Source organism: Pseudomonas sp. P5_109, from assembly GCF_034009455.1.
Taxonomy (GTDB): Bacteria; Pseudomonadota; Gammaproteobacteria; order Pseudomonadales; family Pseudomonadaceae; genus Aquipseudomonas.
On the sequence record NZ_CP125380.1, the window covers coordinates 1,458,145 to 1,484,819 of the forward strand.

Genomic DNA, 26,675 nt, shown 5'->3' on the forward strand with positions numbered 1-26,675 from the left:
ACGGCACGCCGTGGGCTTTGTTGGCAGTCAGTCAGGCAGCGCCTTACTGAGGCGAAGCTTCAGTTTTTGGTTTGCCGAAGTGCCACTCGTAAACCACAAATTTGAAGTCCTTCAGGTCGCCCTTGGCGTCGAAGCTCAGGTCGCCGGTCGGGGTCTTGAAGGTGCCGGCGTGAATGGCTTCCGCCACTTTTGCAGCGTCTTCGGACTTGGCAGCCTTGATACCATCGGCGATTACGGTCACAGCCGAGTAGGCCGGGAACACGAACGGACCGCTCGGGTCTTCTTTCTTGGCCTTGAACGCGTCAGCCAGGGCAACGTTGGCAGGATCCTGGTCGAAGGATTTCGGCAGGGTCACCAGCAGGCCTTCGGAAGCGTCCTTGGCGATCTGCGAAATGGAGTCGTTACCCACGCCTTCCGGACCCATGAACTTGGCTTTCAGGCCTTTTTCCTGGGATTGACGCAGGATCAGGCCCAGCTCCGGGTGGTAGCCGCCGTAGTAGACGAAGTCGACGTTGGCTTGCTTGAGCTTGGCGATCATCGAGGAGAAGTCTTTGTCGCCGGCGTTGACGCCTTCGAACACGGCGACTTTAACGCCTTTTTTCTCGAGAGTGGTTTTGACGGCGGTGGCGATGCCTTCACCGTATTGCTGCTTGTCGTGCAGGACAGCAACGATCTTCGGCTTGACGAAGTCGGCGATGTAGTTACCGGCGGCAGGGCCTTGAGCGCTGTCCAGGCCGATGGTGCGGAACACCATTTTGTAACCACGGGCGGTGATGTCCGGGCTGGTGGCAGCCGGGGTGATCATGATCACGCCTTCGTCTTCGTAGATGTCCGAAGCCGGTTGAGTGGAGCTGGAGCACAGGTGGCCGACCACGAACTTGACGCCGTCGTTGACGACTTTGTTCGCGACCGCGACAGCTTGTTTTGGATCACAGGCGTCATCGTATTCAACGGCTTCGAGTTTCTTGCCGTCTACGCCGCCTTTGGCGTTGATCTGTTCGATGGCCATTTTGGCGCCACTGAACTGCATGTCGCCGTATTGGGCTACAGGGCCGGTTTTAGGGCCGGCGATGCCGATCTTGATGGTGTCAGCTGCGAACGAATGGCTGGCAACCCCTGCCAGAACCATAGCGGCAAACAGTTTGGAAATCTGCTTAGTAGCCTTAGTCATAGTGCTCCACTCTTACTGTTGTAGTTTTTATAGTCCTGGCGCCGAAAGCAGCAGAACCGGGTCAGATATCTGCGACATTCCCCGGAAAAGTCCCTCGGCAACTGTACCGGTACAGTGTAGAGCGCCGATTGTCAGCCTGGGAAGGCGGCTCCGGGGGACAAAACCTGCAAGTGTCGCTTTATTGAAAGTAAAAGACAGAATTGCGGCGGGGCATTGAGGGGCTTATAGCCGGATTCCGTGCATTCCTTGGCTTTCCTGCGCTTTTCATTTCGGTCACTCAATTGCATCCGGGTTTTTCTGCCAGACCACCGACGTTATGATTCACGTCGATTTCTTTTTCCGGACAGTCCCATGAATCAAGAACCTAGCACCCTCTATGCCAAGCTGCTTGGTGAAACTGCATCTATTACCTGGAAAGAGCTGGAGCCGTTCTTCGCCAAGGGTGCCCTATTGTGGGTCGATCCCGGCCTGGATTTGATCGCCGCCGCTGAGGCCGTGGCGACCGATGAGGGCGAGAAAGTGGCTGCCTGGCTGGCCGCCGACAAGGTCGCCAAGCTGTCTGAAACGCGGGCGCTGGATCTTTTTGAACGTGATCCGCAATTGTGGGCCGTGGTTGTTTCGCCGTGGATTCTGGTCCAGGAAAGGGCGCAGGTATAAAAGGTTGCACCTGATTGGTGCGCTTCTTTCAGGGGGGAAAGTGTGTAGCCGAGTAGCGTGATGGCATGTTGCCGTAGAGAAAGGCCACAGCCTCACGGTGACGTAAACGTAACGGGAACAGTTGAGAGGGCAATTGAACGTCCGCTCAATTGTTTCTGGATGTTGATATGTGTGGTTTTCAAAGTCGCCTTCGCGAGCAAGCCCGCTCCCACATTCAACCGAGTCGAATGTGGGAGCGGGCTTGCTCGCGAATGAGGCGACGCTTAGTGAGCGGTCTTGCCCGTATGGTTATTCAACGAAATAACCTTGGTCTTGCCAATGCGGTGACGGTAGATCTCGCGCAGATACTTGATCGATTTCTTCACGCAATCCCGGGACAGGCGGATGTCATTGATCGAGACAAATTTTTCCTTGTCGTTGATCAGCTCACGGTACTTCTTCTCGTACATCGGCTTGATCGCGTACCAGTTGGTATCGAGGATCTTCGCCGGGTTCTCGAATTCGTTGAGCAACTCGTCGATCCGGTCTTCATCGAACTGTTCGTTGATGATGAAGTCCAGGATCGAGTTGTCCAGGGTCTCGTCGAAGCGGTACGGGTTTTTCGCGAAGCAGCGCTTGATGAAGGCCACGATCAGCGTCAGGAAGTCGTCCGACAGGCATGGGCTCTTGGCGATCAGAGTGGTCAGCGACAGGTTGGCCGAGGCGCCGATCACCAGCGCGTAGCGCTTGAGTGTGGTGTTGGGGAACAGGCTGTTGAGGTGAGTCTTCAACCGGTTCAGGTCCATGTAGGACAGCTTGTAGTCCTTCGGCAAGGAAACGATCGACACCACCGACGAGCAATTCTTGAAGAAGTGCAGGTCATGCAGGGCCGCCGCGTCGTAACCGGAGTTCTTGTACTGCTCCAGCGACGCGCGATAGCGCTTGGACTCGATCGGCAACAGGCTGATGCCTTCGATGGCCTGGGTGACCTTGTTGAAGTGCGGCAGGTCGATCGAGCGGAAGAACAGGTCGTCGATATTCAGGCGCTGCGGCTCTTTCTCGAACACCTTGAACTTGTCGCTGCTCGGCGGTGGGGTTTCCGGCACCACGGACTCGGCATAGGCAATTGCCACCGGGCCAGCCAGGCTCATGAACAGGTCGTTGGCGTCCAGGCGGATGGTTTCGCCGATGTCGATTCCGGCACGACGGAAATAGTTCTGGTCGTAGTCGGTGGTCACCGCCTGGGCCGTCAGAATGTTGAAGATCTGCTGCGAGATGTATTGGTTGGCATGCTTTTCCATGGCATTGACATCAATGTTCTGGATATTGCCGTCATCGTTCTCTTCGGCGTAACGCATGATGTCGTTGGAGATCAGCATCATCGCGTTCCATGGGCGGATACGGCCCATGACGCTGGCTTCGCTGCTGTCTTCGTTGGCGAAGTTGTAGGAGAAGTCCCACTCTTCCGACAGGTATTTGCACAGCAGACGGCCGGCGTTGATGTGCAGCGCTTCGGACATTTCACTGCGGTGGTCGGAAATGTTCGGCAGCACGCAGATGCCACTGGTGAAGATCGGTTCGAAGACGAAGGAGTGGCCGCTCTTGCTGTCGTGCTCGTCCATCGGCTTGGTGTCGAACGTCTTGTTCATGTACGAGTGCTGCTGGGCCAGGCCGAATTCCGAGGCCATGCCCGAGCCGGTACCGCCGCCGGCACTGAAGATCGAGAAATACAGGCGCGACTGGTTGGCCTTGATACCGCAGCTGTCGATCAGGTACGAGTGAATCATTTTCCAGTCAGGGCTGGAGAAACGCTGGGTGTCCTTGTTCAGGATGATCTTGGCCAGGTACTGGCCGAGGATCGGCGCGTTACCGGCGCCACCGGCGTGGACTTCCGACAAGTCCATGATTTTCATCTTGCTGTAGTCGCGCAGGAATCCGCTTTTTTCGCCCTTGCGCGAGAAGCGGATGCGTCCGGCGATGTCCTTGTCCAGGTCACCGAGCATCACCAGCGGTTCGACCAGAAACACCGGCTTGGTGTTCTTGTTCTGGCCCAGGCGCAGGTTGTTGCGGATCCACTGGGCCGGGCTGTAGCCCTTTTCGGCAAAGCGCTTGTCCGGCGACAGGCGATCTTCGTTGTTGAATTCGTTGAGGTAGAACTTGCGGGCGTTGTACACCAGCTCCGCCACGTCCAGCGCAATGTTCGAGCCGCAACGGCCCAGGCCGATCAGGCACACCGACGGGAATTCCTGATCGTTGTGCTGTTCGCTGTCGCCTTCCAGGTGCGGTGCGCGCGGGAACACCATGTCGCGCAGGCCGTCGAGGTTGTCGAGGATGCGGTCGGTGTTGGTTTCGGTGAAGTACAGGTATTGCTGGGTCGCCAACGGGCGCGATTGAATCAACGGCTTCGGTGATGACGGGCTGTTGGCCGCGGGGCTCAACGTCAGATCGGTTACCGCAGTGGCCGGGTTGTTTTTAGAAGTCATTGTTCGCCATCTACCTGGGCTGATTGGTTGGCCGACTCACTGTCGTCGAACCGTCACGGAATACAATCGCGTCTTTTTTCAGCGCGTACTTGGACCATGCCTTGGTCTTTTGCCTGAGCATTGCTCGGAGTGAATCCTTTCCTAAGTCATGATGGATCGGCCAATATTTGGCGATCTTTAATCAAAAGGAGGCTAAATGATGTCAACGCTACCTTCGTTGGGGTTTGCCGGGATCGGCCTGATGGGGTTGCCGATGTGCCAGCGCCTGCTGGCCGCGGGTTATCCGCTGGTGGTATGGAATCGCAACCCGGACAAGTGCAAGCCGCTGGTGGAAGCTGGCGCACGCCAGGTCGCCAGCCCGGCCGAACTGTGCCAGCACGCTGACGTGGTGATGTTGTGCCTGGCGGATACGGCTGTCGTGCGCGAGGTAGTGTTCGGCCCGGCGGGCATTGTCGAGGGGGCAAAAAAAGGCCAGCTGCTGGTGGATTTTTCCAGTCTGGAGCCCAACGCCACGCGAGAAATGGCCGCCGAACTCGCCGGTAAAACCGGCATGGGCTGGCTCGACACGCCGGTGTCCGGCGGTGTGGTTGGGGCGCAAGCCGGGAGCCTGGCGATCATGGTGGGTGGTGATGTGCAGGATCTGCAGCGCGTCCGGCCTGTGCTGTTGAACCTGGGGCAACGTGTGACGCACATGGGCGGCGTCGGGGCAGGGCAGGTGACCAAGGCGTGCAACCAGATGATCGTCGCCTGCAATGCCTTGGTGATTGCCGAAGTGGTCGCTTTGGCGGAACGTTCCGGGGTTGATGCCAGCCTGATCGCCGAAGCTCTGGCGGGCGGCTTTGCCGATTCCAAACCCTTGCAGTTCCTGGCCCCGCAGATGGCTGAAAACCGTTTCGAGCCGATCAAGTGGCACGTGCGCACGTTGCTCAAGGATCTGGATGCAGCGGTGAAGTTTTCCCGTGAGCAAGGCTCGGCGACACCGATCAGCGGTCTGGCCGCGCAGTTGATGCGCTTGCATGGGAGTCAGGGTTTCCTTGAAAAGGACCCCTCTACATTAGTGCAGATGTACCGTGAGCCAGACTCAGCGTCGTGACGGTATAGGCATGCTTGCGCTGGTTGATTTCGTTCAGTACCGGAAGCAACTCGGCCAGCGGCACCGGCCGACTGAGCAAATAGCCCTGAACGAAATCACAGCCATGGTCTTCCAGGAACTGGTATTGCTCGAAGGTTTCGACCCCTTCGGTGACCACTTGCAGTTGCAGGGTATGGGCCATGACGATAATCGCCTGGACAATCTCCATGTCCTGGGTGGCCTTGGGGATGTCCTGGATGAACGAGCGGTCGATTTTCAGCGTGTTGAGCGGCAGGCGCTTGAGGTAGGCCAGGGATGAATAGCCGGTGCCGAAGTCATCGATCGACAGCGACACGCCGAGGGCGCGAATCTGTCGCAGCAACACCAGTGTGTTGGCGATATTGCCCATCAGGGCGTTTTCCGTGACTTCCAGTTCCAGCCGATGGGGCGCCACACCGGCGGCCCGCAATGCGTACTCGATTTCATCGGCCAGTTCTTCGCGCGCGAGGTTCAGGGGTGAGCAATTCACGGCGATCTTGAGCTCTTCACAGCCCTGGCGCGACAACTCGCCCAGATCCTCGCAGGCCTTGCGCAGCACCCAATTGTCCAGTTCGGCGATCAGGCCGTTGGCCTCGGCGATGGCGATGAAACGATCCGGTACGAGGAAACCGTGGACCGGGTGCTGCCAGCGGATCAATGCTTCGAGTTTGCTGACCTGGCCGGTCTTGAGGTCATAGATCGGCTGGTAGTAGAGCATCAGGCCGGTGTCTTCACGCAGGGCATGGCGCAACTCTTCTTCCAGTTGCAGCTCAAGTGTGGCGCGGGTTTTCAGGTTGGCACTGAAAAAGTTCAGGCCGTTGCGGCCGCTGCCCTTGGACTGATACAGCGCCAGGTCGGCGTTCTTCAACAGTTCCTCACACGTCTTGCCGTCTTCCGGAAACAGGCTGATGCCGATGCTGGTGGTCATGACCATGCGCCGGCCAGCCAGCTCGATGGGCTCTTTCATTTTCAGCATGATGCGTTGGGCCATCTGTCGCGCTTCGTCACGATCATTCAGATCGATGAGCAGGCAGAACTCGTCACCGCCGAAGCGTGCGACCACATCCTCATGACTGCGAATCGAGCTCTTGATGTGCCCGGCAAGCACTTTGAGCAGTTCATCGCCGGCATCGTGGCCAAGGCTGTCGTTGATCCGCTTGAAATGGTCGATGTCCAGGAACAGCACCGCCAGCATCCCGCCTTCGTTGGTTTTCTCGATGAGCTTTTCGGCGAAGATCTGGTTGAATCCGCGGCGGTTGATCAGGTTGGTCAGCGGGTCATAGTGCGCCACCTGTTGCAGCGACATGCGCGCCTGGTCCAGTTGGCTGAGCAGGGAGTTGACCCGTTGCAGGTCATGGTCCTTGTGTTGCAGTTTCTTGTCCGCCAGCGCCGCGCTGATGCTGCTGCCGATAATCAGCAGGGTCATGACCGTCACGGTCAGCGCCAGTTGCAGGTGACTGTGCTCGCCGGTCTGCGTTGGCAGACTGCCGCTGGGCAGCACCAGGTTGAAGGCGGCCATGGCAGTGAGGTGCATGCTGAGGATGCCCGCGCCGAGCAACAGGCTGGCGCAGTATTTGAAGAGCTGATGCAGCATCCCGGCGCCGTCGCGCAGATACCGTGCCAGCAACAAGGCTGCCAGCGCGGCACCGATCGCAATCGCGATGGAAAGGGCAAATAGGCCCGGATGATAATAGACCGAGGCATTGGAGTGCATGGCCGTCATGCCCACGTAATGCATGGTTGCGATACCCAGGCCGACCCCGATCGATGCCTTGAAGCACTGTTGCAGACTCAAGTCCGGGAGACTGAGGGTATGCATTGCCAGCCACGCGGCGAGCAGTGCGATGGTCAGCGAGAACACCGTGACAGGCAATTGGTAGTGAAGATCGATGGGTGCCTGGAAGGCCAGCATCCCGACAAAGTGCATGGCCCAGATTCCACCCGCCAGGCACGCGCTACCCACCCAGCGCCAGAGCGTCTGGGACGCGGATTTTTCCGCATGAGCAACCCGTTCGGCCATGTCCAGTGTCGCGAAACAGCCGACGCAGGCGACCAGATAAGCCAGCAGCACCAGAAACGGGTCATGTGTGCAATCGAGTATGACCTGTCCACTCTCTGGTAGCTCGGTAATGAAATGCAGACCAAGCCACTCCATAGCATGCCCCATCGTTATCCCTCAGGCCGACGCAAGGAGCGCCAACGAATGTCTTGGAGTATAGAGGGCATGGATGGAGCGCAAGCGGTAGTGGCACATTGGCGCCAATGATTTTGACATTAGCCTAATAGCGATTAGTGCTATTACTCAGGCGATTTGCTTCTGAGGCGTCTCGAACGCAGGTTGCAGTGCCGGCAAGCCGAAAGCGGCACGGGCCGCATCGCAATCGGGATTGGCCAGGCCATCTTCCCAGGAAGCCTCGAACTCCCGGCAGGTGCTGGAGCGTTTTTCATAAATCGAGCACTGCACCGTACTGCCGACATCTCCCACCAGGCTGGTGCAGCGCACGGGTTTGCAGCCGGTGCCGATCATCGCGACCCGGCTGGGGCTGATCGGCTCGACAAGCTCATCGGGTACCGTCCCTCCGGACGAGGCGCATTCACCCCAGAAAAATGACACGCGAAAATGAGAACAGCAGGCACCGCAATTCAGACACGGACTGGCTTCGGACATGGGCGATTATCGTAAGGAGGAGTGGAAACGCAGGGGGGGAGCAAGGGCGCTATTCTAGGCTTCGCCAACGGCTTGGGAAGGGGGGGCGAAAGGTATTTTTCATCGACCTGACGGACTGCGAAATATCCGTCATTAGAACGCTTTGCCCCTGTGGGAGCGGGCTTGCTCGCGAAAGCGTCGGGTCAGTCAATGTAATGGGTGAATGACACACCGCATTCGCGAGCAAGTCGAATCGTCGCACCGCCGCTCCCACAGGGTGTGCACCATGGGCAGGTATCAGCCTGGCGAATAATGAAAGACAGTCGTGCCTGGCCTGTCTAGATTGCAAAGTCCGGGGGCAGTGACGCCCCAATAACAATAAAAGAGACGGACCCATGCAGAACTCGACCCAAGCGGCCAATGCCTGGCGCATCCTGTTCCTGTTGTTCCTGGCCAACCTGTTCAATTTTTTCGACCGCACCATCCCGGCCATCATCATCGAGCCCATTCGCATGGAATGGCACCTCAGTGACTTCCAGTTGGGGATCATCGGTACCGCGTTCACTATCGTCTACGCCATTGCCGGCTTGCCTTTGGGGCGCATGGCCGATACCGGTTCGCGCAGCAAACTGATGGGGTGGGGGCTGGCGGTCTGGAGCGGGCTGACCGCCGTCAACGGCATGGTGGGCAGTTTCTGGAGCTTCCTGATCGTGCGCATGGGTATCGGCATCGGCGAGGCCAGCTACGCGCCGGCCGCCAACTCGCTGATCGGCGACCTGTTTCCGGCGCACCGTCGGGCGCGGGCCATGGGCATCTTCATGCTCGGCTTGCCCTTGGGGCTGTTGCTGGCGTTCTTCACCATCGGCGCGATGGTCAAGGCCTTCGATAGCTGGCGCGCGCCGTTCTTTATTGCGGCGGTACCCGGGCTGATCCTCGCGATCTTCATGTTTTTCATCAAGGAGCCGAAACGCGGCGCCGCCGAGAGCGTCCAGGTGTCGCAGGAACACATCGACCGGCCGATCCGCCGGGTGTTGGCTGTACCGACCTTCCTGTGGTTGGTGATGGCGGGCCTGTGTTTCAACTTCGCCACCTATGCCTGCAACTCGTTCCTGGTGCCGATGCTACAGCGTTATTTCCTGATGCCATTGCAGGAAGCCGCGGTCGCCACCGGGATTATTGTCGGCGTGACCGGGCTGGTCGGCCTGACCCTCGGTGGCTGGATCGCGGACAAGATTCACCAGCGGATCGCCAACGGGCGGCTGTTGTTTGCTGCCTTCAGCCTGGTGATCTCGACGGTCTGCACCGCATGGGCACTGCATTCCGGGCGCATCGAGATCGGTGTGTTTGTTGCGGTGTTTAGCCTGGGTTGGTTGTTCGCCTACAACTTCTACACCTGCGTGTACACGGCGATTCAGGACGTGGTCGAGCCGCGCTTGCGGGCGACGGCGATGGCGCTGTTCTTTGCCGGGCTGTACCTGTTGGGCGGTGGCCTGGGGCCGGTGGTGGTCGGGGCTTTGTCCGATCACTTCGCCCACACGGCGATGCTCGCTGCGGGTGCCGAGCAGATGACTGAGGCGTTTAAAGCGGTCGGCCTGCACGATGCGATGTACCTGATTCCGGTGGCGCTGTTGTTCACCGTGGTGTTTCTGTTCCTGGCTTCGCGGTGTTTCGTGCGCGATGCCAAGCGGATGAAGGAAGGGTTGGTGGCGGTGGTTGAGCCTGAAGGTTCTGCGGTGACTGCTTAACCGCCTTCGCGAGCAAGCCCGCTCCCACAGTGGTTAGTGTTGTTCACAGGTTATGTGGTCAACACTAAACCTGTGGGAGCGGGCTTGCTCGCGAAGAGGCCATCAGCAGCACAACTGAAATTGAATTAAACAAAAAGGCCCGCATCACTGCGGGCCTTCTTTTTAAGCAGGGTGGAGCAGGGGATTAACCCGCCACCAACACCCGAATCGCTTCCAGTCGCAGCGCAGCCTTGTCGAGCATGGCCAGGCCTTGTTCGCGTTGTTTGCGCAGGGCTACCAGTTCGCTGTCGCGCACGGTCGGGTTGACCGCTTGCAACGCGGTCAGGCGCGCCAGTTCTTCATCGGTATCGGCGGCCAGGCGACGCTGCGCCTCGGCGACACGTTCAGTGTGGCGCGGTAGGATCTTCGCTTCACCGGCGTTGATCCGCGGCGTCAACTGGTCACGCTGGGCCTGGATAAACTTGTTGGCGCTGGCACGCGGCACGCTTTCGAGTTGGTCGTTCAAGGTTTCGAACGACACGCGGGTCGACAGGTCGTTGCCGTTGGTGTCGAGCAGGCAGCGCAAGGCGGCCGGTGGCAGGTAGCGGCCCAGTTGCAGCGAGCGTGGGGCAACCACTTCGCTGACATACAGCAGTTCCAGCAACACGGTGCCCGGCTTCAGCGCCTTGTTCTTGATCAGCGCCACGGCGGTGTTGCCCATGGAACCGGACAACACCAGGTCCATGCCGCCCTGCACCATCGGGTGCTCCCAGGTGATGAACTGCATGTCTTCGCGAGACAGCGCCTGGTTACGGTCGTAGGTGATGGTCACGCCTTCGTCGTCGCCCAGGGGGAAGCTGGCGTCGAGCATTTTTTCGCTCGGCTTGAGGATCAGCGCATTTTCCGAATGGTCTTCGCTGTCGATGCCGAAGGCATCGAACAGGGTTTCCATGTAGATCGGCAGCGCGAACTGATCGTCTTGCTCAAGGATATCTTCCACCAGCGCATCGCCTTCGCCCGCGCCGCCGGAGTTCAGCTCCAGCAGACGGTCGCGACCGGTGTGCAGCTCGTCTTCCAGGCGTTCACGCTCGGTGCGGGCTTCGTCGATCAACGCTTGCCACTCGCCGTCGTCGGCTTCTTCGAGCAGCGGCAGCAGGCGCGGGCCGAACTGGTGCTGCAAGGCGTTGCCGGTCGGGCAGGTGTTGAGGAAGGCGTTCAGTGCTTCGTGGTACCACTGGAACAGGCGCTCTTGCGGGCTGGTTTCCAGATACGGCACGTGCACTTCGATGATGTGCTTCTGACCGATCCGGTCCAGTCGACCGATACGTTGTTCCAGCAGGTCCGGGTGGGACGGCAGGTCGAACAGCACCAGGTGATGGGAGAACTGGAAGTTGCGACCTTCACTGCCGATTTCCGAACAGATCAGTACCTGCGCGCCAAACTCTTCGTCGGCGAAATAGGCGGCGGCACGGTCGCGCTCGAGGATGTTCATGCCCTCATGGAACACCGTGGCCGGGATGCCGGAACGCACGCGCAGGGCGTCTTCCAGGTCCATGGCGGTTTCGGCGTGGGCGCAGATCACCAGCACCTTGGTGCGCTTGAGCATCTTCAGCTGGTCGATCAGCCATTCGACGCGCGGGTCGAATTTCCACCAGCGTTCTTCTTCGCTGGCGTCCGGTTGGGCCTGGAAGCTGACTTCCGGGTACAGCTCGGCGTGATCGCCCAGTGGCAGTTCGAGGTATTCGTCCGGGCACGGCAGCGGATACGGGTGCAGCTTGCGCTCCGGGAAACCCTGCACGGCGGCGCGGGTGTTGCGGAACAGCACGCGGCCGGTCCCGTGGCGGTCGAGCAGTTCGCGCACCAGGCGCGCGCTGGCTTCGGTGTCGCCATCGTTGACGGCGGCCAGCAGGGCTTCGCCTTCGTTGCCGAGGAAACCGTGGATGGTCTTGTGGGCTTGCGGCGACAGGCGACCCTGGTCCAGCAACTCCTGAACGGCTTCGGCCACCGGGCGATAGTTTTCGCTCTCGGCGCGGAAGGCTTGCAGGTCATGGAAGCGGTTCGGGTCGAGCAGGCGCAGACGGGCGAAGTGACTGTCCTGGCCCAGTTGTTCCGGGGTGGCGGTCAACAGCAGCACGCCGGGAATGGTTTCGGCGAGTTGCTCGACCAGCGAGTATTCAGGGCTGACCTGATCTTCGTGCCACACCAGGTGGTGAGCCTCGTCGACCACCAGCAAGTCCCAGCCCGCCGCGAACAGCGCGTCCTGGGCTTTCTCGTCGTCCACCAGCCACTCGAGCGCGACCAGCGCGAGCTGGGTGTCTTCGAAGGGGTTGCTGGCATCGCTTTCGATGAAGCGCTCTTCGTCGAACAGCGCGACCTGCAGGTTGAAGCGGCGGCGCATCTCGACCAGCCACTGGTGTTGCAGGTTCTCCGGAACCAGGATCAGCACGCGGCTGGCGCGGCCCGAGAGCAATTGGCGATGGATCACCAGGCCGGCTTCGATGGTCTTGCCCAGGCCCACTTCGTCCGCCAACAGAACTCGCGGTGCGATACGGTCGGCGACTTCACGGGCAATGTGCAACTGGTGCGCGATCGGTTGCGCACGCACGCCACCCAGGCCCCACAACGAGGACTGCAACTGGCGGCTGGTGTGTTCCAGTGTGTGATAACGCAGGGAGAACCAGGGCAGTGGATCGATCTGGCCGGCGAACAGACGGTCGCTGGCCAGGCGGAACTGGATGAAGTTCGACAGTTGGGTTTCCGGCAGGGTGACCACTTCGTTCTGCGCGTTGAGGCCGTGGTAAACCAGCAGGCCATCAATGTCGTCGACTTCGCGGACGGTCAGTTTCCAGCCTTCGAAATGAGTGATGGAGTCACCCGGCGAAAACCGCACGCGAGTAAGGGGCGCATTCCGTAGCGCGTACTGGCGAGTGTCGCCAGTGGCCGGGTAGAGCACGGTCAACAAGCGGCCGTCCTGTGCCAGAACGGTGCCTAAACCCAGCTCGGCTTCGCTGTCACTGATCCAGCGTTGCCCCGGTTGATACTGCTGCGCCATGCTGCCTGACTCCCACCTTGAAAAAGCGGGCTATCTTAACGGAATGAGGGCTTCAGGGCCAAAGGACTCTCAGAAAAACTCACAGTCTTACGTTAGCCCACCTATTCATGAAGTGCCGCCCGGTGCACTAATGAGTGCCAATTGGGTCACAGTTTGCGACCGATGGCTCAAGTCGCCATCCCCGCAGCCGACAGACTGCTGACAGGAGACCGAAAACCATGCTGCCACCGATGCTCCCCCTGAGTGCCGTGCCGATTACTTCGCAAACCGACCCGATCCGCCAGCGTCCGGATATTCCACCGGTGGTGCCGGTGCAGGAAAGCTCCAGTGAAAGCACCATTGACCTGCAAAAACGCAATCCTGAAGAGGACGGCCTGGTGCTGCGCGAGGAACAGCGCCGCAGACAGGAGCAGGAGCGCCGTCGCCGCGAAGCCGACAATGATCCCGAGGCGCACCTCGCGATTCCAGGCGATGAACTCAATGCCGACAACACCGTGCCGGTAGCGCCGCTGATGGAAGATCAACCACGGCAGGGGCTGTGGGTCGATATCGAGATTTGAGCGCAGGCTGGTCAGCGCGGCCATCAGGACGCATTATTGGCGCAGGGTCGCCGAACGCTACGGCGGCTGAAATTCATTTCAAGCGATGCACTGACCGCCATGAGCCAAGATGACAAACTGATTGACCTCAATGCTGAGCGCGCCAAGCGTGTTCATGACCTCAATGACAAACGGCTCAATGAAGTTCGCCAGGCGTTCGAGCAGGCCATGCCGCTGGGCAAGCCAAAGAAAAAGCCGAAAAACAAACCGAAAAAGCGCTGAAATCCCCCCGCATTCCTTGATGCGGGTCAAACTTTTCCCCTCCTCTTGCCCAGTCTCGGGCGACATTGATCCCGGTCAATATTTTCTCCTGCCCGTTTGGTTAACTTAGCCCTATCGCAACAGGGCAAGTACAGGAGACGCGTCATGTTTTTCGACAACGTGGTGATCGCCGGAGTGCTGACTGTCAGCCTCATGTTTGTATTTTTTGCAGGATTCGGACTTTTTATCTGGAAGGATTCGCACAAGCGGAAATAACCGTAGTTCTTTCTGGATGTAATGAGCACGCAAGGCATTTTGGGCAACTTCGGTTGCCCTTTTTTTTGCCTGCGAAAAATTATTGGAGTGCATAAAGCCACTGTGGGAGCGGGCTTGCTCGCGAAGGCGGTGGATCAGTCAACATCTTCGTTGAATGTGAAGCCGCCTTCGCGAGCAAGCCCGCTCCCACATTGATTGTGTAATGTCGGAAGTAGGCCGTAATAAAAAAGGCGCGATCCTTGCGGAGCGCGCCTTTTTCTTTTGGCTGCTTATCAGCTGCCAAGTGCCTTCGAAGCGAGCCAGAACAACCCGGCCGACAGGGCCACCGTGGCAGGCAGGGTCAATACCCACGCCAGCAGGATGGTTTTGACGGTGCCACCTTGCAGGCCGCTCTTGTTGGCGACCATGGTGCCCGCCACGCCAGAGGACAGCACGTGGGTGGTGGAAACCGGCAGGCTGAAGATGTTCGCCATGCCGATCAGGCTGGCCGTGGTGATCTGCGCCGACATGCCTTGGGAGTAGGTCATGCCTTGCTTGCCTATCTTCTCGCCAATGGTCAGGACCACGCGTTTCCAGCCGACCATGGTGCCCAGCCCCAAGGCCAGTGCAACCGCCAGAATGACCCAGAACGGGGCGTACTCGGTGGTGGTGGTCAGGTCTTTGCGCAGCTTGTCCAGGTCAGCCTTTTCACGGGCTCCGAGAGTCGGCAGCTTGCTGACCTTCTTCGCGGTGTCGTCCAGGCAGAGCAGGTAGCGACGGACTTCGATGCGGCTTTCCGCCGACAACGAGTGGTAGTCCGCTACACCCTTGAGGGTGCCGAGCAGGGCGGTGATGGTCGGTTCGGTCTGTTGCGGGTTGCAACGGAACTTCTCCGGCAGATCGCCTTCCACACTCTTGCCCAGGGCCAGGAACTCGCCCAGGGTTTCGGAGTTGCGCTGGTAGAACTGGCTCAGGTGCAGCGTGGCATCGCGGGTGCGCTCGATCTGATAGGTCGTGCTGTTCAGGTCGAGGACGAACTGCGCCGGCACGATACCGATCAGGACCAGCATGATCAGGCCGATACCTTTCTGGCCATCGTTGGAACCGTGCACGAAACTCACGGCCATGGCCGAGATCACCAGTACCAGGCGATTCCAGAACGGCGGGTGCTTCTTGTCGTCGATCTTGCGGCGCTGTTCCGGTGTCTTGTGCATCTTCGACAGCGGACGCCACCATTTAAGGCCGATCAGGATCAGCGCGGCGATCAGGAAACCGGCCATTGGCGAGAACACCAGCGACATGCCGATATCGATCGCCTTCTGCCAGTTCACGCCATCGGCCAACGGTATTTCGTTGATCAAGGCGTTCGCCAGGCCCACGCCGAGGATCGAACCGATCAGCGTATGGGAGCTGGAGGCGGGGATACCGAAGTACCAGGTGCCCAGGTTCCAGGTGATGGCTGCGGCGAGCAACGAGAACACCATCGCCAGGCCATGGCCGGTGTTCACATTGATCAGCAGCTCTACCGGCAGCAGGTGGACAATGGCATAGGCCACGCCGACCCCGCCCAGCAGCACGCCGAGGAAGTTGAACACACCGGAGAAGAACACCGCCAGGTGAGGCGGCATGGCTTTGGTGTAGATAACGGTGGCCACCGCGTTAGCGGTGTCATGAAAGCCGTTGATGAACTCGAAGGCGAGGACAAAGGCCAGGGCGAGCAAGAGGCTCACAAGCACCCAAGCATCCAGTCCGCTGAATAAATCGATCATGAAGGTTTTCTGACCCGGTCATAAGGGGGCGCGATTATGCCAGAAAAGAGTGTCAATCAATGCACTAGCTGCTCGTCGGTAACATTCTTCAATGATTTTTTTCGCCGCAACACCCAAAACCCAAGGGTTTTGCTGTGTTTTTTAAGTCATTGATTTTATTTGAAAAGATTGCCGCCGCAAGAGATTCGCGCCTCAGGGGGGTGGGCTTGAAAGCGTGTGCGAAAAATCTGAGAAATAGGTCAGATATCAAAAATCTGCCAGATTCGATGACGGTGATGGCCGCTGCCCGCTGGTAGCGGGCGCGCAAGGCAAGATCGATACATCCCGCTTTTAACGGGCGCAGAGGCAGGCCTTTATAAGGAACAGACCGAAGCAGTCACGGCTCTTCGGCTTTGAGTTCCTTTTCCATTTTTTGAAGTTCCTGCTGGAAAACCTGATCCTGAACGGTGGCGCGTTTACGCCAGGGTTTGCGTTCCGGTTCGGGTTGAGCGGCGTAAGTGGTGACTTCTCCGCCGTAAACTTCCTTGTAACGTTGTTCCTGGCGCTCTAGTTCCGCGCGCAGTTCGTCTTTCGTCACAGTGCTACCTGATTGAGTTGAGATAAATTCTGGTGAAAACGCGCTGCATCAAATCGATTGATCACGTTTGTCGAAGGGGCGACGCCCGCGAAGGCAGCGTTTTGACAACGACGTGATCAATACTTCCATGTCACAGGCGGCCACGGCACCAGAGATAAACAGCTGACGTAGCTTCAGTTTCCTGTTTCAGCAAGCGCATCGGCAAGGCTGGGCAATGCGGATCTGGCGCTTGCAACGGGTAACGCAGATGGGACATCGCGTTGCCGGGCAGCGGGTCCGGAAAGTAAAAAACCGAAGCGCTACTGAATTGTATTATAGCGGCCGATTTGAAGAACACTATCTCCAAAGTGTTAAAAGTGGGTCTTGGTGTGTGACCGTTTTGTTGCGCGAAACTTTACGATCAACTAGATCGTCGACTGATAGCGCATTGCTTCGATGCCTTTCTGACGCCATTAAGTCGCACAAGTTACGGTATTTAGAATGCTCCATTAAGACCTGTGTCGAGTCGATGTAATCATGAGTTCGTGAGTCAGTGAAAAGCCGGATGTCGGCGGATCGGGTGATTGATACGATGGATTGCGATTATCGGTCGAGCGTTCGATAATCGCCCAGTGTTGGCCCGTTGGGCTTGAGCGCCAGGCGCTAGCCCTTTGTAATAGTCGCTGATCCGAGTGGGTAAAAGGACCTTGTATGAACGATCAACTGCGCAATTCCTTCGCTTCAGTGGCTCCACCCATCGTTGCTTCACCAGCCAAACGGATCCAGGCACTGACCGGTGACCCGGATTTCATGACGTCCCTGGCCCGTGGCCTGGCCGTGGTGCAAGCGTTCCAGGAGCGCAAACGGCACCTGACCATCGCCCAGATCAGCCACCGCACGGAAATTCCCCGCGCCGCCGTGCGCCGCTGCCTGCATACCCTTATCAAACTCGGCTACGCCACCACCGACGGCCGCACCTATTCGTTGCTGCCCAAAGTGCTGACCCTCGGCCATGCCTATGTGTCATCGACGCCGCTGGCGGTTTCCGCCCAGCCTTACCTGGACCGCATGAGTGAACAACTGCACGAGGCCTGCAACATGGCCACGCTGGAAGGCGATGACATTCTCTACATCGCCCGCTCCGCGACCACGCAGCGGCTGATTTCGGTGGACCTGTCGGTGGGTGGGCGCTTGCCGGCCTACTGCACGTCGATGGGGCGGATCCTGCTGGCCGCGCTGGATGACACGTCACTGGGCGAATACCTCGATCACGCCGAATTGCAGGCCAAGACCAGCCGTACGATTCACACCCCCGAGGCATTGCTCGAATGCCTGCAAGAGGTGCGACAGCAAGGCTGGTGCATCGTCGACCAGGAACTCGAGCAAGGGCTGCGTTCGATTGCGGTCCCGGTGTACGACGCTTCCGGGCAGGTGGTTGCGGCCCTCAATGTCAGTACTCACGCCGGACGAGTTAGCCGCAATGAGCTGGAGCAGCGTTTTCTGCCCGGCCTGCTGAGTGCCAGCCGCGACCTGAGTACCCAGCTGTTTACTTAAGGTGTTCGATAAACGCACGGAGTTACGCTCGGCGAATTGACGCTGTTTCCTCTGGATCATTAATGTCGCGACTGCGTCAGCCCCGGTTGGCCCCTTTTCGACTGTGATCCATGGAATAAAAATAATGAACCAGCCCCAGTCTGCTGTAGGCAACTGCCTCGACGTGCAGTCCTTCATCAATGCCCAACCCATTTCGCGCTACCAGTGGCGGGTGGTGATCCTGTGTTTCCTGATTGTCTTCCTCGATGGCCTCGATACCGCGGCCATGGGGTTCATCGCTCCGGCCCTGTCCCAGGACTGGGGTATCGATCGCGCCAGTCTCGGCCCGGTGATGAGTGCGGCTCTGATCGGCATGGTCTTCGGCGCGCTCGGTTCGGGGCCTTTGGCTGACCGTTTCGGACGCAAAGTCGTACTGGTCGGCGCGGTGCTGTTGTTCGGCGCCTTCAGCCTGGCCTCGGCCTACAGCAGCAATGTTGACCAGTTGCTGGTATTGCGCTTCCTGACCGGCCTGGGTTTGGGCGCCGGCATGCCGAATGCCACGACCCTGCTGTCGGAATACACCCCCGAGCGCAAAAAGTCCCTGCTGGTGACCAGCATGTTCTGCGGCTTCAACCTCGGCATGGCCGGTGGTGGATTTATCTCGGCCAAGCTCATTCCGGCCTTTGGCTGGCACAGCCTGCTGCTGATCGGCGGGATTCTGCCGCTGATCCTCGCCGTCGTCTTGCTGCTCTGGCTGCCGGAGTCGGCGCGTTACCTGGTGGTGCGCAACCGCGGTACGGACAAAGTGCGCAAGGCACTGGCGCCGATTGACCCGACGGTGGTGGCCCAGGCGTCCAGCTTCAGCGTGCCGGAACAGAAAACCGTGAAGGCACGCAATGTGTTCGCGGTGATTTTCTCCGGCACCTATAGCACCGGCACCTTGCTGCTGTGGCTGACCTACTTCATGGGCCTGGTGATCGTTTACCTGCTGACCAGCTGGCTGCCGACGCTGATGCGTGACAGTGGCGCGAGCATGGAGCAGGCCGCCTTCATCGGCGCGCTATTCCAGTTCGGCGGTGTGTTGAGTGCGGTGGGTGTGGGCTGGGCGATGGACCGGTTCAATCCGCACAAGGTCATCGGCACTTTCTACCTGCTGGCCGGGGTGTTTGCCTACGCGGTAGGGCAGAGCCTGGGCAACATCACAATCCTGGCGACCCTGGTGCTGGTGGCCGGGATGTGCGTCAACGGTGCGCAATCGGCGATGCCGTCATTGGCTGCGCGGTTCTATCCGACTCAAGGGCGGGCCACCGGGGTGTCGTGGATGCTCGGGATCGGCCGTTTCGGCGCCATTCTCGGGGCGTGGATGGGCGCGACGCTGCTGGGGTTGGGCTGGAACTTCGAGCAGGTGCTGACGGCGCTGGTGATTCCGGCGACGCTGGCGACCACGGCCGTGGTGATCAAGGGCATGGTCAGTCATGCGGATGCGACCTGACAGTCTGGCTCAGCATCTTTAGTGGCTTTGATGGCCTCTTCGCGGGCAAGCCCGCTCCCACAGGTTTATTGAGTGCTCCCGGGATTTGTGCCTGGTCATGATTCCCTGTAGGAGCTGGCTTGCCAGCGAAGGCGGTGTGTCAGGCGAAGTAAATGTTGGCTGTGTCCGGCCTCTTCGCGGGCAAGCCCGCGCCCACAGGGATACGCGATCAACTGTGGGAGCGGGCTTGCCCGCGAAGCTTTTGGGGATAGGTAGCCAGACAACAATGTGTTCGATAAACGAACACTCAGTCGATTATCGGATTGTTTGGTGTATGCCCGAGGCTTAATCTTCAGTCATTCCGGCGCTGCGCATCGGCGCCTTCTTCCACTGTCGGTTAACAATAAACGGGAGCCTGCCCCATGGCTGAAATCCTTTCGCTGCACGACGCGGTGAAGCAATTCGTAAATGACGGCGATACGGTCGCGCTCGAAGGCTTTACCCATCTGATCCCGACGGCGGCGGGTCACGAAATCATTCGTCAGGGCAAGAAAGATCTGACCCTGGTGCGGATGACCCCTGACTTGATCTACGACCAGTTGATCGGCGCCGGTTGTGCTCGCAAACTGATTTTCTCCTGGGGTGGCAACCCTGGCGTAGGTTCACTGCACCGTCTGCGTGACGCCGTTGAGAAGCAGTGGCCGCACCCGCTGGAAATCGAAGAACACAGCCACGCCGACCTGGCCAATGCCTACGTCGCCGGTGCTTCCGGCCTGCCGTTCGCGGTGCTGCGTGCCTACGCCGGTTCCGACTTGCCGAAGGTCAACCCGCTGATCAAATCGGTTACCTGCCCGTTCACTGGCGAAGTGCTGGCCGCCGTGCCTTCGGTGCGCCCGGACATTACCGTGATCCACGCACAGAAAGCCGACCGCAAGGGCAACGTGTTGCTCTGGGGCATCCTCGGCGTGCAGAAAGAAGCCGCGCTGGCCGCCAAGCGCTGCATCGTCACCGTTGAGGAAATCGTCGACGACCTCAATGCACCGATGAACTCCTGTGTATTGCCAACCTGGGCCTTGAGCGCGGTTTGCCACGTACCTGGCGGCGCGCATCCGTCCTACGCCCACGGTTACAACGAGCGCGACAACCGTTTCTACCAAGCCTGGGACCCGATTGCCCGCGACCGTGAAACCTTCACCGCGTGGATCAACGAATACATCCATGGCAGCGCTGACTTCAGCGAGTTCCAGGCCAAACTGGCCGCCGCTTCGGAGGCGAAGTAATGACTTACACCACCAATGAAATGATGACCGTCGCCGCTGCCCGTCGCTTGAAGAACGGTTCGGTGTGCTTCGTCGGTATCGGCCTGCCATCGAAAGCGGCCAACCTGGCGCGCCTGACCTCTTCGCCGGACGTGGTCCTGATCTACGAATCGGGTCCGATCGGTGCCAAGCCGAGCGTGCTGCCACTGTCGATCGGTGACGGTGAGTTGGCGGAAACCGCCGACACCGTGGTGCCGACCGGCGAGATTTTCCGCTACTGGCTGCAGGGCGGGCGCATTGACGTCGGCTTCCTCGGCGCTGCGCAGGTCGACCGTTTCGGCAACATCAACACCACCGTGGTCGGCGATTACCACTCGCCGAAAGTCCGTCTGCCGGGTGCCGGTGGCGCGCCGGAGATTGCCGGTTCGGCCAAGAGCGTGCTGATCATCCTCAAGCAGTCGTCGCGTTCGTTCGTCGACAAGCTCGACTTCATTACTTCGGTCGGCCACGGCGAAGGCGGCGATTCGCGCAAGCGTCTCGGCCTGCCGGGTGCAGGTCCAGTCGGCATCATTACCGACCTGTGCATCATGGAACCGGAAGAGGGCACCCACGAGTTCGTGGTCACAGCACTGCACCCGGGCGTGACCCGTGAGCAAGTGGTCGCTGCCACCGGTTGGGCGATTCGCTTTGCCGACCATGTCGAGCAAACCGCCGAGCCGACTGAAGTCGAACTCACCGCGCTGCGTGATCTTGAAGCCCGTACCGCTGCCGCCCACGGCCAAGCCCCCGGAGAAGCGTGATGCGTGACGTTTATATCTGCGACGCGATTCGTACGCCCATCGGCCGTTTCGGCGGTGGCTTGTCGACGGTGCGTGCCGACGACCTGGCTGCCGTGCCGATCAAGGCCTTGATGGAGCGCAATCCGTCGGTGGACTGGAACGCCGTGGACGAGGTGTTCCTCGGCTGCGCCAACCAGGCTGGCGAAGACAATCGCAACGTGGCGCGCATGGCGCTGTTGCTGGCAGGCCTGCCGGAAACCATTCCCGGCGTGACCCTCAATCGTCTCTGCGCCTCGGGCATGGATGCGATTGGCACCGCATTCCGTGCAATCGCCAGCGGCGAGATGGAGCTGGCGATTGCCGGCGGCGTCGAGTCGATGTCCCGCGCGCCGTTCGTGATGGGCAAGGCCGACGCGGCGTTCTCGCGCAACATGAAGCTCGAAGACACCACCATCGGCTGGCGCTTCATCAACCCGCTGATGAAAGCCCAGTACGGCGTGGACGCGATGCCGCAGACCGCCGACAACGTGGCCGACGACTACGAGGTCTCCCGCGAAGATCAGGACGCCTTTGCCTTGCGCAGTCAGCAGCGCACCGCCGCCGCGCAAGCCGCCGGGTTCTTCGCCGAAGAAATCGTTGAAGTGCGGATCGCCCACAAGAAGGGTGAAACCGTGGTCAGCCAGGACGAGCATCCTCGCGCCGACACCACCCTGGAAGCCCTGACCAAACTGAAACCGGTCAACGGCCCCGACAAAACCGTCACCGCTGGCAATGCTTCCGGTGTGAATGACGGCGCTGCCGCGTTGATCCTGGCTTCAGCTGAAGCCGTGAAGAAGCACGGCCTGACTGCTCGCGCCAAAGTGCTGGGCATGGCCAGCGCCGGTGTTGCGCCGCGCGTCATGGGCATTGGCCCGGTGCCGGCGGTGCGTAAACTGATCGAACGCCTCGGTGTGGCGGTCAGCGATTTCGACGTGATCGAGCTCAACGAAGCCTTCGCCAGCCAGGGCTTGGCGGTGCTGCGTGAACTGGGGATTGCCGACGACGCAGCCCAGGTCAACCCAAACGGTGGCGCCATTGCCTTGGGCCATCCGTTGGGCATGAGCGGTGCGCGTCTGGTGTTGACCGCGTTGCATCAGCTGGAAAAAACCGGTGGCAAGAAAGGTCTGGCGACCATGTGCGTCGGTGTCGGTCAAGGCCTGGCCCTGGCGATCGAGCGCGTCTGACGCGCTCTGAAGACTTATAAGAACTGAGGAATGCTTCATGACTGACAAGCCTGGTTACCGTCGCCCGCAGGCGGGCACTCAGCCGGAGTACCTGCACCCGACTTATCAATCCACCAATCTGCGCTCGCCGTCCAAGCCGTTGGTGTTTCTGCCCCATTCGTTGTCGGAAATTACCGGCCCGACCGTAGGTGCCGAGCGCATCAACGAGAAGGACAACGACCTGACCGCCCAGCACGAGGGGCAGCCACAGGGTGAGCGCATCATCATTCACGGTCGCGTGCTCGATGAAAACGGTCTGCCGGTACCGGGGATTCTGGTGGAGATCTGGCAGGCCAACGCCGCCGGTCGCTACGCTCATGCCCGTGACCTGCACGACGCGCCGCTGGACCCGAACTTCACCGGCACCGGCCGCACCGTGACCGACGCCGATGGCTGGTATCAGTTCCAGACCATCAAGCCCGGCGCCTATCCGTGGGGCAACCACCACAACGCGTGGCGCCCGGCGCACATCCACTTCTCGTTGTTCGGGCCGAGCATTCTGACGCGCCTGGTGACGCAGATGTATTTCCCGGGCGACCCGCTGCTGGCGTACGACCCGATCTACAACTGCGTGCCCGATACCAGCGCCAAAGAGCGTTTGATCGCCACGTTCGACCTGGAAAAAACCATCCCTTCCTATGCCCTCGGTTATCGCTGGGACATCGTATTGCGCGGCCGTGATGCCACGCCGATGGAGAAATAAGATGACGCTGACTGCGACCACGTCCCACACCGTCGGGCCGTACTACCACATCGGCCTGACCTGGCTGAACCGCGAAAACCTGACCGTCGAACAAACCCTGGGCGAGCGCGTGGCGATCACCGGGCAAGTGGTCGATGGCAACGGTGATGTCGTCAACGACGCCATGCTGGAAGTCTGGCAGGCCAACGCCGCCGGCAAATATGACCACCCGGAGGACGAGCAGGAAAAACCCCTGGACCCGAACTTCGAAGGTTTTGGCCGGGTACCGGTGGATGCCGAAGGGCGTTTCCGTTTCACCACGATCAAGCCAGGCACGGTCGAGGGGCTCAAAGGCACGACCCAGGCGCCGCACCTCGTGGTACTGGTGTTTGCCCGTGGCCTGGTCAAGCACTTGCTGACGCGGATTTACTTTGATGGCGAGCCGGCCAACGTCGATGACCCGCTGCTGGAGTGCGTGCCGGCCGAGCGTCGCGGTACTTTGCTGGCGAAAAAGGATGCGTCGGGTGTTTACCAGTGGAACGTGATTCTGCAGGGCACCGATGCCGAGACGGTGTTCTTCGACTACTAGCAAATCACTGTAGGAGCCGGCTTGCTGGCGATTGCGGTGTGTCAGCGTCTTCAATGTTGAATGACACACCGTAAATCGCCAGCAAGCCGGCTCCTACAGAGCTGATGCATCTGCGGAACGGGACTGTTGCGAAGTGTGTCTAGACTCTCACTGTCCCCATTGAGTGAAAAACAATGACAACTGACACCGCTACACAACCGCTATACACCGGCGAAGAACGCAGCAAGCGGATCTTCGCGATTGTCGGTGCTTCGTCCGGCAACCTGGTTGAATGGTTCGACTTCTACGTCTACGCCTTCTGTGCGATCTATTTCGCCCCGGCCTTTTTTCCGTCCGATAACCCCACGGTGCAGCTGGTCAACACCGCTGGCGTGTTCGCTGCCGGGTTCCTGATGCGGCCGATTGGTGGCTGGATTTTCGGGCGGTTGGCGGACAAGCACGGTCGCAAGAACTCGATGCTGATCTCGATTCTGATGATGTGCTTCGGCTCGTTGCTGATCGCCTGTCTGCCGACCTACAACAGCATCGGGGTCTGGGCACCAATCCTGTTGCTGTTCGCCCGTTTGCTGCAAGGTTTGTCGGTGGGCGGTGAATACGGCACGACCGCGACTTACATGAGCGAAGTGGCGCTCAAGGGCCAGCGCGGGTTCTTCGCTTCGTTCCAGTATGTGACCCTGATTGGCGGCCAGTTGCTCGCAGTGTTACTGGTGGTGATCCTGCAACAGTTCCTCACCGAAGATGACCTGCGTGCCTACGGTTGGCGGATTCCGTTTGTGGTCGGTGCCATGGCGGCGCTGGTTTCGCTGTATCTGCGTCGTTCGCTGAAAGAAACCACCAGCAAGGAAATGCGCGAAAACAAGGACGCCGGCAGCATCAGCGCGCTGTTTCGCGACCATAAAGCCGCATTCATTACCGTACTGGGCTACACCGCCGGTGGTTCGCTGATTTTCTACACCTTCACCACATACATGCAGAAGTACCTGGTGAACACCGCCGGCATGCCGGCCAAGACCGCCAGCTACATCATGACCGGCGCGCTGTTCTTCTATATGTGCATGCAGCCGATCTTCGGCATGCTCGCCGACAAGATTGGCCGGCGTAACTCAATGCTCTGGTTCGGCGCCCTCGGCACGCTGTGCACCGTGCCGATCCTGCTGAGCCTGAAAAGCGTGACAAGTCCATTTCTGGCCTTCGTGCTGATTACCCTGGCCCTGGCGATCGTCAGTTTCTATACCTCGATCAGCGGTCTGGTGAAAGCCGAAATGTTCCCGCCGCAAGTGCGTGCACTGGGTGTCGGCCTGGCGTATGCGGTAGCGAATGCGATCTTCGGTGGTTCGGCGGAGTATGTGGCCTTGAGCCTCAAGGCCGTGGGCATGGAAAACTCCTTCTACTGGTACGTGACGGTGATGATGGCGATAGCGTTCCTGTTCAGCCTGCGTCTGCCGAAACAGGCGAAGTACCTGCATCACGATCTTTGATCTTCACGCGCGGACCGCAGGCCCGCGCCTTCAGGAATTGTTTATGAACCAGCGACCGGGCAATCAATTGTTCGATGCCTATTTTACTGCCCGCGAAATGCGTGAAGTGTTCTGCGATCAGGGCCGGGTCCAGGCCATGCTCGATTTCGAAGCGGCATTGGCCCGGGCCGAAGCGCGGGTCGGGTTGATTCCGTCGAATGCTGTCGCGCCGATTGAAGCAGCTTGCAGCGCCGGGCTTTATGACTTCGCGGCGTTGGCCGAGGCGATTGCCACGGCGGGTAATTCGGCGATTCCGTTGGTCAAGGCACTGGGCAAACAGATCGCTTCGCAGAATGCCGAGGCTGAGCGTTACGTGCATCTGGGCGCGACCAGTCAGGACGTGATGGACAGCGGCCTGGTCCTGCAATTGCGCCGCGCACTGGAACTGATCGAGAGCGATCTGGCGCAGTTGGGCCAAACCCTCGCGACGCAGGCTCAACGATATGCGGCGACGCCGCTGGCCGGGCGCACCTGGTTGCAGCATGCGACGCCGGTCACCCTCGGCATGAAAATCGCCGGCTGGCTGGGGGCGGTGACGCGCAGTCGCCAACGCTTGGCTGAACTGAAACCGCGGCTGCTGGTACTGCAATTTGGCGGTGCATCCGGAACCCTGGCGGCCCTGGGTGAACAGGCCATGCCGATTGCCTGTGCGCTGGCCGAGGAACTGCAACTGACCTTGCCCGATCAGCCGTGGCACACCCAGCGTGATCGGGTGGTGGAGTTTGGCGCCGCACTCGGCCTGATCGCCGGCAGTCTCGGCAAACTCGGCCGCGACATCAGCCTGTTGATGCAAACCGAGGCCGCCGAAGTGTTCGAACCCTCGGCACCGGGCAAGGGTGGTTCCTCGACCATGCCGCACAAGCGCAATCCGGTGGGGGCAGCGGTGCTGATCGGCGCGGCGACGCGTGTACCCGGTCTGCTCTCGACGCTGTTCAGCGCCATGCCTCAGGAACACGAACGCAGCCTCGGCCTGTGGCATGCCGAGTGGGAAACCCTGCCGGAGATTTGCTGCCTGGTGTCGGGCAGCCTGCAGCAAGCGTTGTTGATCGCCAAAGGACTGGAAGTGGATGCCGAGCGCATGGCTCGCAACCTCGATTTGACCCAGGGCCTGGTGCTCGCCGAAGCGGTGAGCATCGTCCTCGCGCAGCGGGTAGGGCGCGATACCGCGCACCATCTGTTGGAGCAATGCTGCAAACGCGCCGTGGCAGAACAGCGTCATCTGCGCGCGGTGCTGGGTGACGAACCGCAAGTGACCGCCGAACTGTCGGCGGCTGAACTCGATCATCTGCTGGACCCCGCCCACTATCTCGGTCAGGCCAAAACCTGGGTCGAGCGGGCGGTGGCTGAACATTCTGCATTGACTGCCTGAAGGAGACTTG

At 59.9% G+C, this 26,675-nt stretch carries 22 protein-coding genes; 14 read left to right on the plus strand and 8 right to left on the minus strand.

What is annotated here, in order from left to right:
* Positions 1-43: 43 nt before the first annotated feature.
* Positions 44-1,171 carry a branched-chain amino acid ABC transporter substrate-binding protein gene (locus QMK54_RS06410; RefSeq protein ID WP_110658084.1) on the minus strand — a complete coding sequence of 376 codons (1,128 nt, stop codon included), beginning with the start codon at positions 1,169-1,171 and terminating at the stop codon, positions 44-46.
* A 351-nt stretch (positions 1,172-1,522) separates the two neighbouring features.
* On the opposite strand from QMK54_RS06410, the gene QMK54_RS06415 reads away from it, so the two are divergent.
* Positions 1,523-1,828 carry a DUF2288 domain-containing protein gene (locus QMK54_RS06415; RefSeq protein WP_110658086.1) on the plus strand — a complete coding sequence of 102 codons (306 nt, stop codon included), beginning with the start codon at positions 1,523-1,525 and terminating at the stop codon, positions 1,826-1,828.
* 263 nt (positions 1,829-2,091) lie between these two features.
* Here the strand turns inward: QMK54_RS06415 and QMK54_RS06420 are convergent, their stop codons facing one another.
* Positions 2,092-4,290, minus strand: a complete 2,199-nt coding sequence (locus QMK54_RS06420; RefSeq protein WP_110658088.1) for a hypothetical protein — start codon at positions 4,288-4,290, stop codon at positions 2,092-2,094.
* 196 nt (positions 4,291-4,486) lie between these two features.
* Between QMK54_RS06420 and QMK54_RS06425 the strand changes: the two genes are divergently transcribed.
* Complete coding sequence (locus QMK54_RS06425; RefSeq protein ID WP_320402231.1) at positions 4,487-5,383, plus strand: NAD(P)-dependent oxidoreductase; 897 nt, start codon at positions 4,487-4,489, stop codon at positions 5,381-5,383.
* On the opposite strand, the gene QMK54_RS06430 is transcribed toward QMK54_RS06425, so the two are convergent.
* The gene (locus QMK54_RS06430) at positions 5,340-7,556 is read right to left on the minus strand and encodes a putative bifunctional diguanylate cyclase/phosphodiesterase (RefSeq protein ID WP_277749437.1); all 2,217 of its coding nucleotides are present in this window, start codon (positions 7,554-7,556) and stop codon (positions 5,340-5,342) included. The two genes, QMK54_RS06425 and QMK54_RS06430, sit on opposite strands and share 44 nt — an antisense overlap.
* Before the next feature lie 147 nt (positions 7,557-7,703).
* On the minus strand, positions 7,704-8,069 hold the full coding sequence (locus tag QMK54_RS06435) for a YkgJ family cysteine cluster protein (protein WP_110658094.1): 366 nt from the start codon (positions 8,067-8,069) through the stop codon (positions 7,704-7,706).
* A gap of 374 nt (positions 8,070-8,443) precedes the next feature.
* Between QMK54_RS06435 and QMK54_RS06440 the strand changes: the two genes are divergently transcribed.
* The gene (locus tag QMK54_RS06440) at positions 8,444-9,793 is read left to right on the plus strand and encodes a spinster family MFS transporter (RefSeq protein WP_110658096.1); all 1,350 of its coding nucleotides are present in this window, start codon (positions 8,444-8,446) and stop codon (positions 9,791-9,793) included.
* Between the two features lie 184 nt (positions 9,794-9,977).
* On the opposite strand, the gene rapA is transcribed toward QMK54_RS06440, so the two are convergent.
* Positions 9,978-12,824: an RNA polymerase-associated protein RapA gene (gene rapA, locus QMK54_RS06445; RefSeq protein WP_320402232.1), complete on the minus strand. Its 2,847-nt coding sequence runs from the start codon at positions 12,822-12,824 to the stop codon at positions 9,978-9,980.
* Positions 12,825-13,042: 218 nt separating this feature from the next.
* Between rapA and QMK54_RS06450 the strand changes: the two genes are divergently transcribed.
* The gene (locus tag QMK54_RS06450; protein ID WP_007998360.1) at positions 13,043-13,384 is read left to right on the plus strand and encodes a hypothetical protein; all 342 of its coding nucleotides are present in this window, start codon (positions 13,043-13,045) and stop codon (positions 13,382-13,384) included.
* Between the two features lie 78 nt (positions 13,385-13,462).
* Here QMK54_RS06450 and QMK54_RS06455 read toward each other — a convergent pair whose 3' ends face one another.
* Positions 13,463-13,675 carry a hypothetical protein gene (locus tag QMK54_RS06455; RefSeq protein WP_181432070.1) on the minus strand — a complete coding sequence of 71 codons (213 nt, stop codon included), beginning with the start codon at positions 13,673-13,675 and terminating at the stop codon, positions 13,463-13,465.
* 114 nt (positions 13,676-13,789) lie between these two features.
* Here QMK54_RS06455 and ccoM point away from each other — a divergent pair, with 114 nt between their 5' ends.
* A complete protein-coding gene (ccoM, locus tag QMK54_RS06460; protein WP_007976669.1) occupies positions 13,790-13,900 on the plus strand; it encodes a cytochrome c oxidase subunit CcoM in 111 nt (36 codons plus the stop codon).
* 272 nt (positions 13,901-14,172) lie between these two features.
* Here the strand turns inward: ccoM and QMK54_RS06465 are convergent, their stop codons facing one another.
* A complete protein-coding gene (locus QMK54_RS06465; protein WP_110660552.1) occupies positions 14,173-15,648 on the minus strand; it encodes an inorganic phosphate transporter in 1,476 nt (491 codons plus the stop codon).
* 376 nt (positions 15,649-16,024) lie between these two features.
* A complete protein-coding gene (locus tag QMK54_RS06470) occupies positions 16,025-16,225 on the minus strand; it encodes a hypothetical protein (RefSeq protein ID WP_007986337.1) in 201 nt (66 codons plus the stop codon).
* A 690-nt stretch (positions 16,226-16,915) separates the two neighbouring features.
* On the opposite strand from QMK54_RS06470, the gene pcaR reads away from it, so the two are divergent.
* The 9 genes from pcaR to QMK54_RS06515 all read left to right on the plus strand — a co-directional run bounded on the left by pcaR (position 16,916) and on the right by QMK54_RS06515 (position 26,665).
* Positions 16,916-17,758 (plus strand): pca regulon transcriptional regulator PcaR, encoded by an 843-nt coding sequence (gene pcaR, locus QMK54_RS06475; protein WP_095945396.1) that lies wholly within the window; start codon positions 16,916-16,918, stop codon positions 17,756-17,758.
* 124 nt (positions 17,759-17,882) lie between these two features.
* The gene (locus QMK54_RS06480; protein ID WP_320402233.1) at positions 17,883-19,229 is read left to right on the plus strand and encodes an MFS transporter; all 1,347 of its coding nucleotides are present in this window, start codon (positions 17,883-17,885) and stop codon (positions 19,227-19,229) included.
* A 401-nt stretch (positions 19,230-19,630) separates the two neighbouring features.
* Entirely contained in the window at positions 19,631-20,488 is an 858-nt protein-coding gene (locus QMK54_RS06485; protein ID WP_020798340.1) for a CoA transferase subunit A, read from the plus strand.
* On the plus strand, positions 20,488-21,267 hold the full coding sequence (locus tag QMK54_RS06490; protein ID WP_056720807.1) for a CoA-transferase subunit beta: 780 nt from the start codon (positions 20,488-20,490) through the stop codon (positions 21,265-21,267). Before QMK54_RS06485 ends, QMK54_RS06490 begins: the two co-directional genes overlap by 1 nt.
* Positions 21,264-22,469, plus strand: a complete 1,206-nt coding sequence (pcaF, locus tag QMK54_RS06495; protein ID WP_320402234.1) for a 3-oxoadipyl-CoA thiolase — start codon at positions 21,264-21,266, stop codon at positions 22,467-22,469. The genes QMK54_RS06490 and pcaF overlap by 4 nt, the downstream gene beginning before the upstream one ends.
* Before the next feature lie 37 nt (positions 22,470-22,506).
* Positions 22,507-23,211, plus strand: a complete 705-nt coding sequence (pcaH, locus tag QMK54_RS06500) for a protocatechuate 3,4-dioxygenase subunit beta (RefSeq protein WP_007986323.1) — start codon at positions 22,507-22,509, stop codon at positions 23,209-23,211.
* A 1-nt stretch (position 23,212) separates the two neighbouring features.
* A complete protein-coding gene (gene pcaG, locus QMK54_RS06505) occupies positions 23,213-23,779 on the plus strand; it encodes a protocatechuate 3,4-dioxygenase subunit alpha (protein WP_110660795.1) in 567 nt (188 codons plus the stop codon).
* 173 nt (positions 23,780-23,952) lie between these two features.
* On the plus strand, positions 23,953-25,257 hold the full coding sequence (locus QMK54_RS06510) for an MFS family transporter (protein ID WP_110660794.1): 1,305 nt from the start codon (positions 23,953-23,955) through the stop codon (positions 25,255-25,257).
* Between the two features lie 43 nt (positions 25,258-25,300).
* Positions 25,301-26,665, plus strand: a complete 1,365-nt coding sequence (locus QMK54_RS06515) for a 3-carboxy-cis,cis-muconate cycloisomerase (protein ID WP_223591540.1) — start codon at positions 25,301-25,303, stop codon at positions 26,663-26,665.
* Positions 26,666-26,675 lie beyond the last annotated feature (10 nt).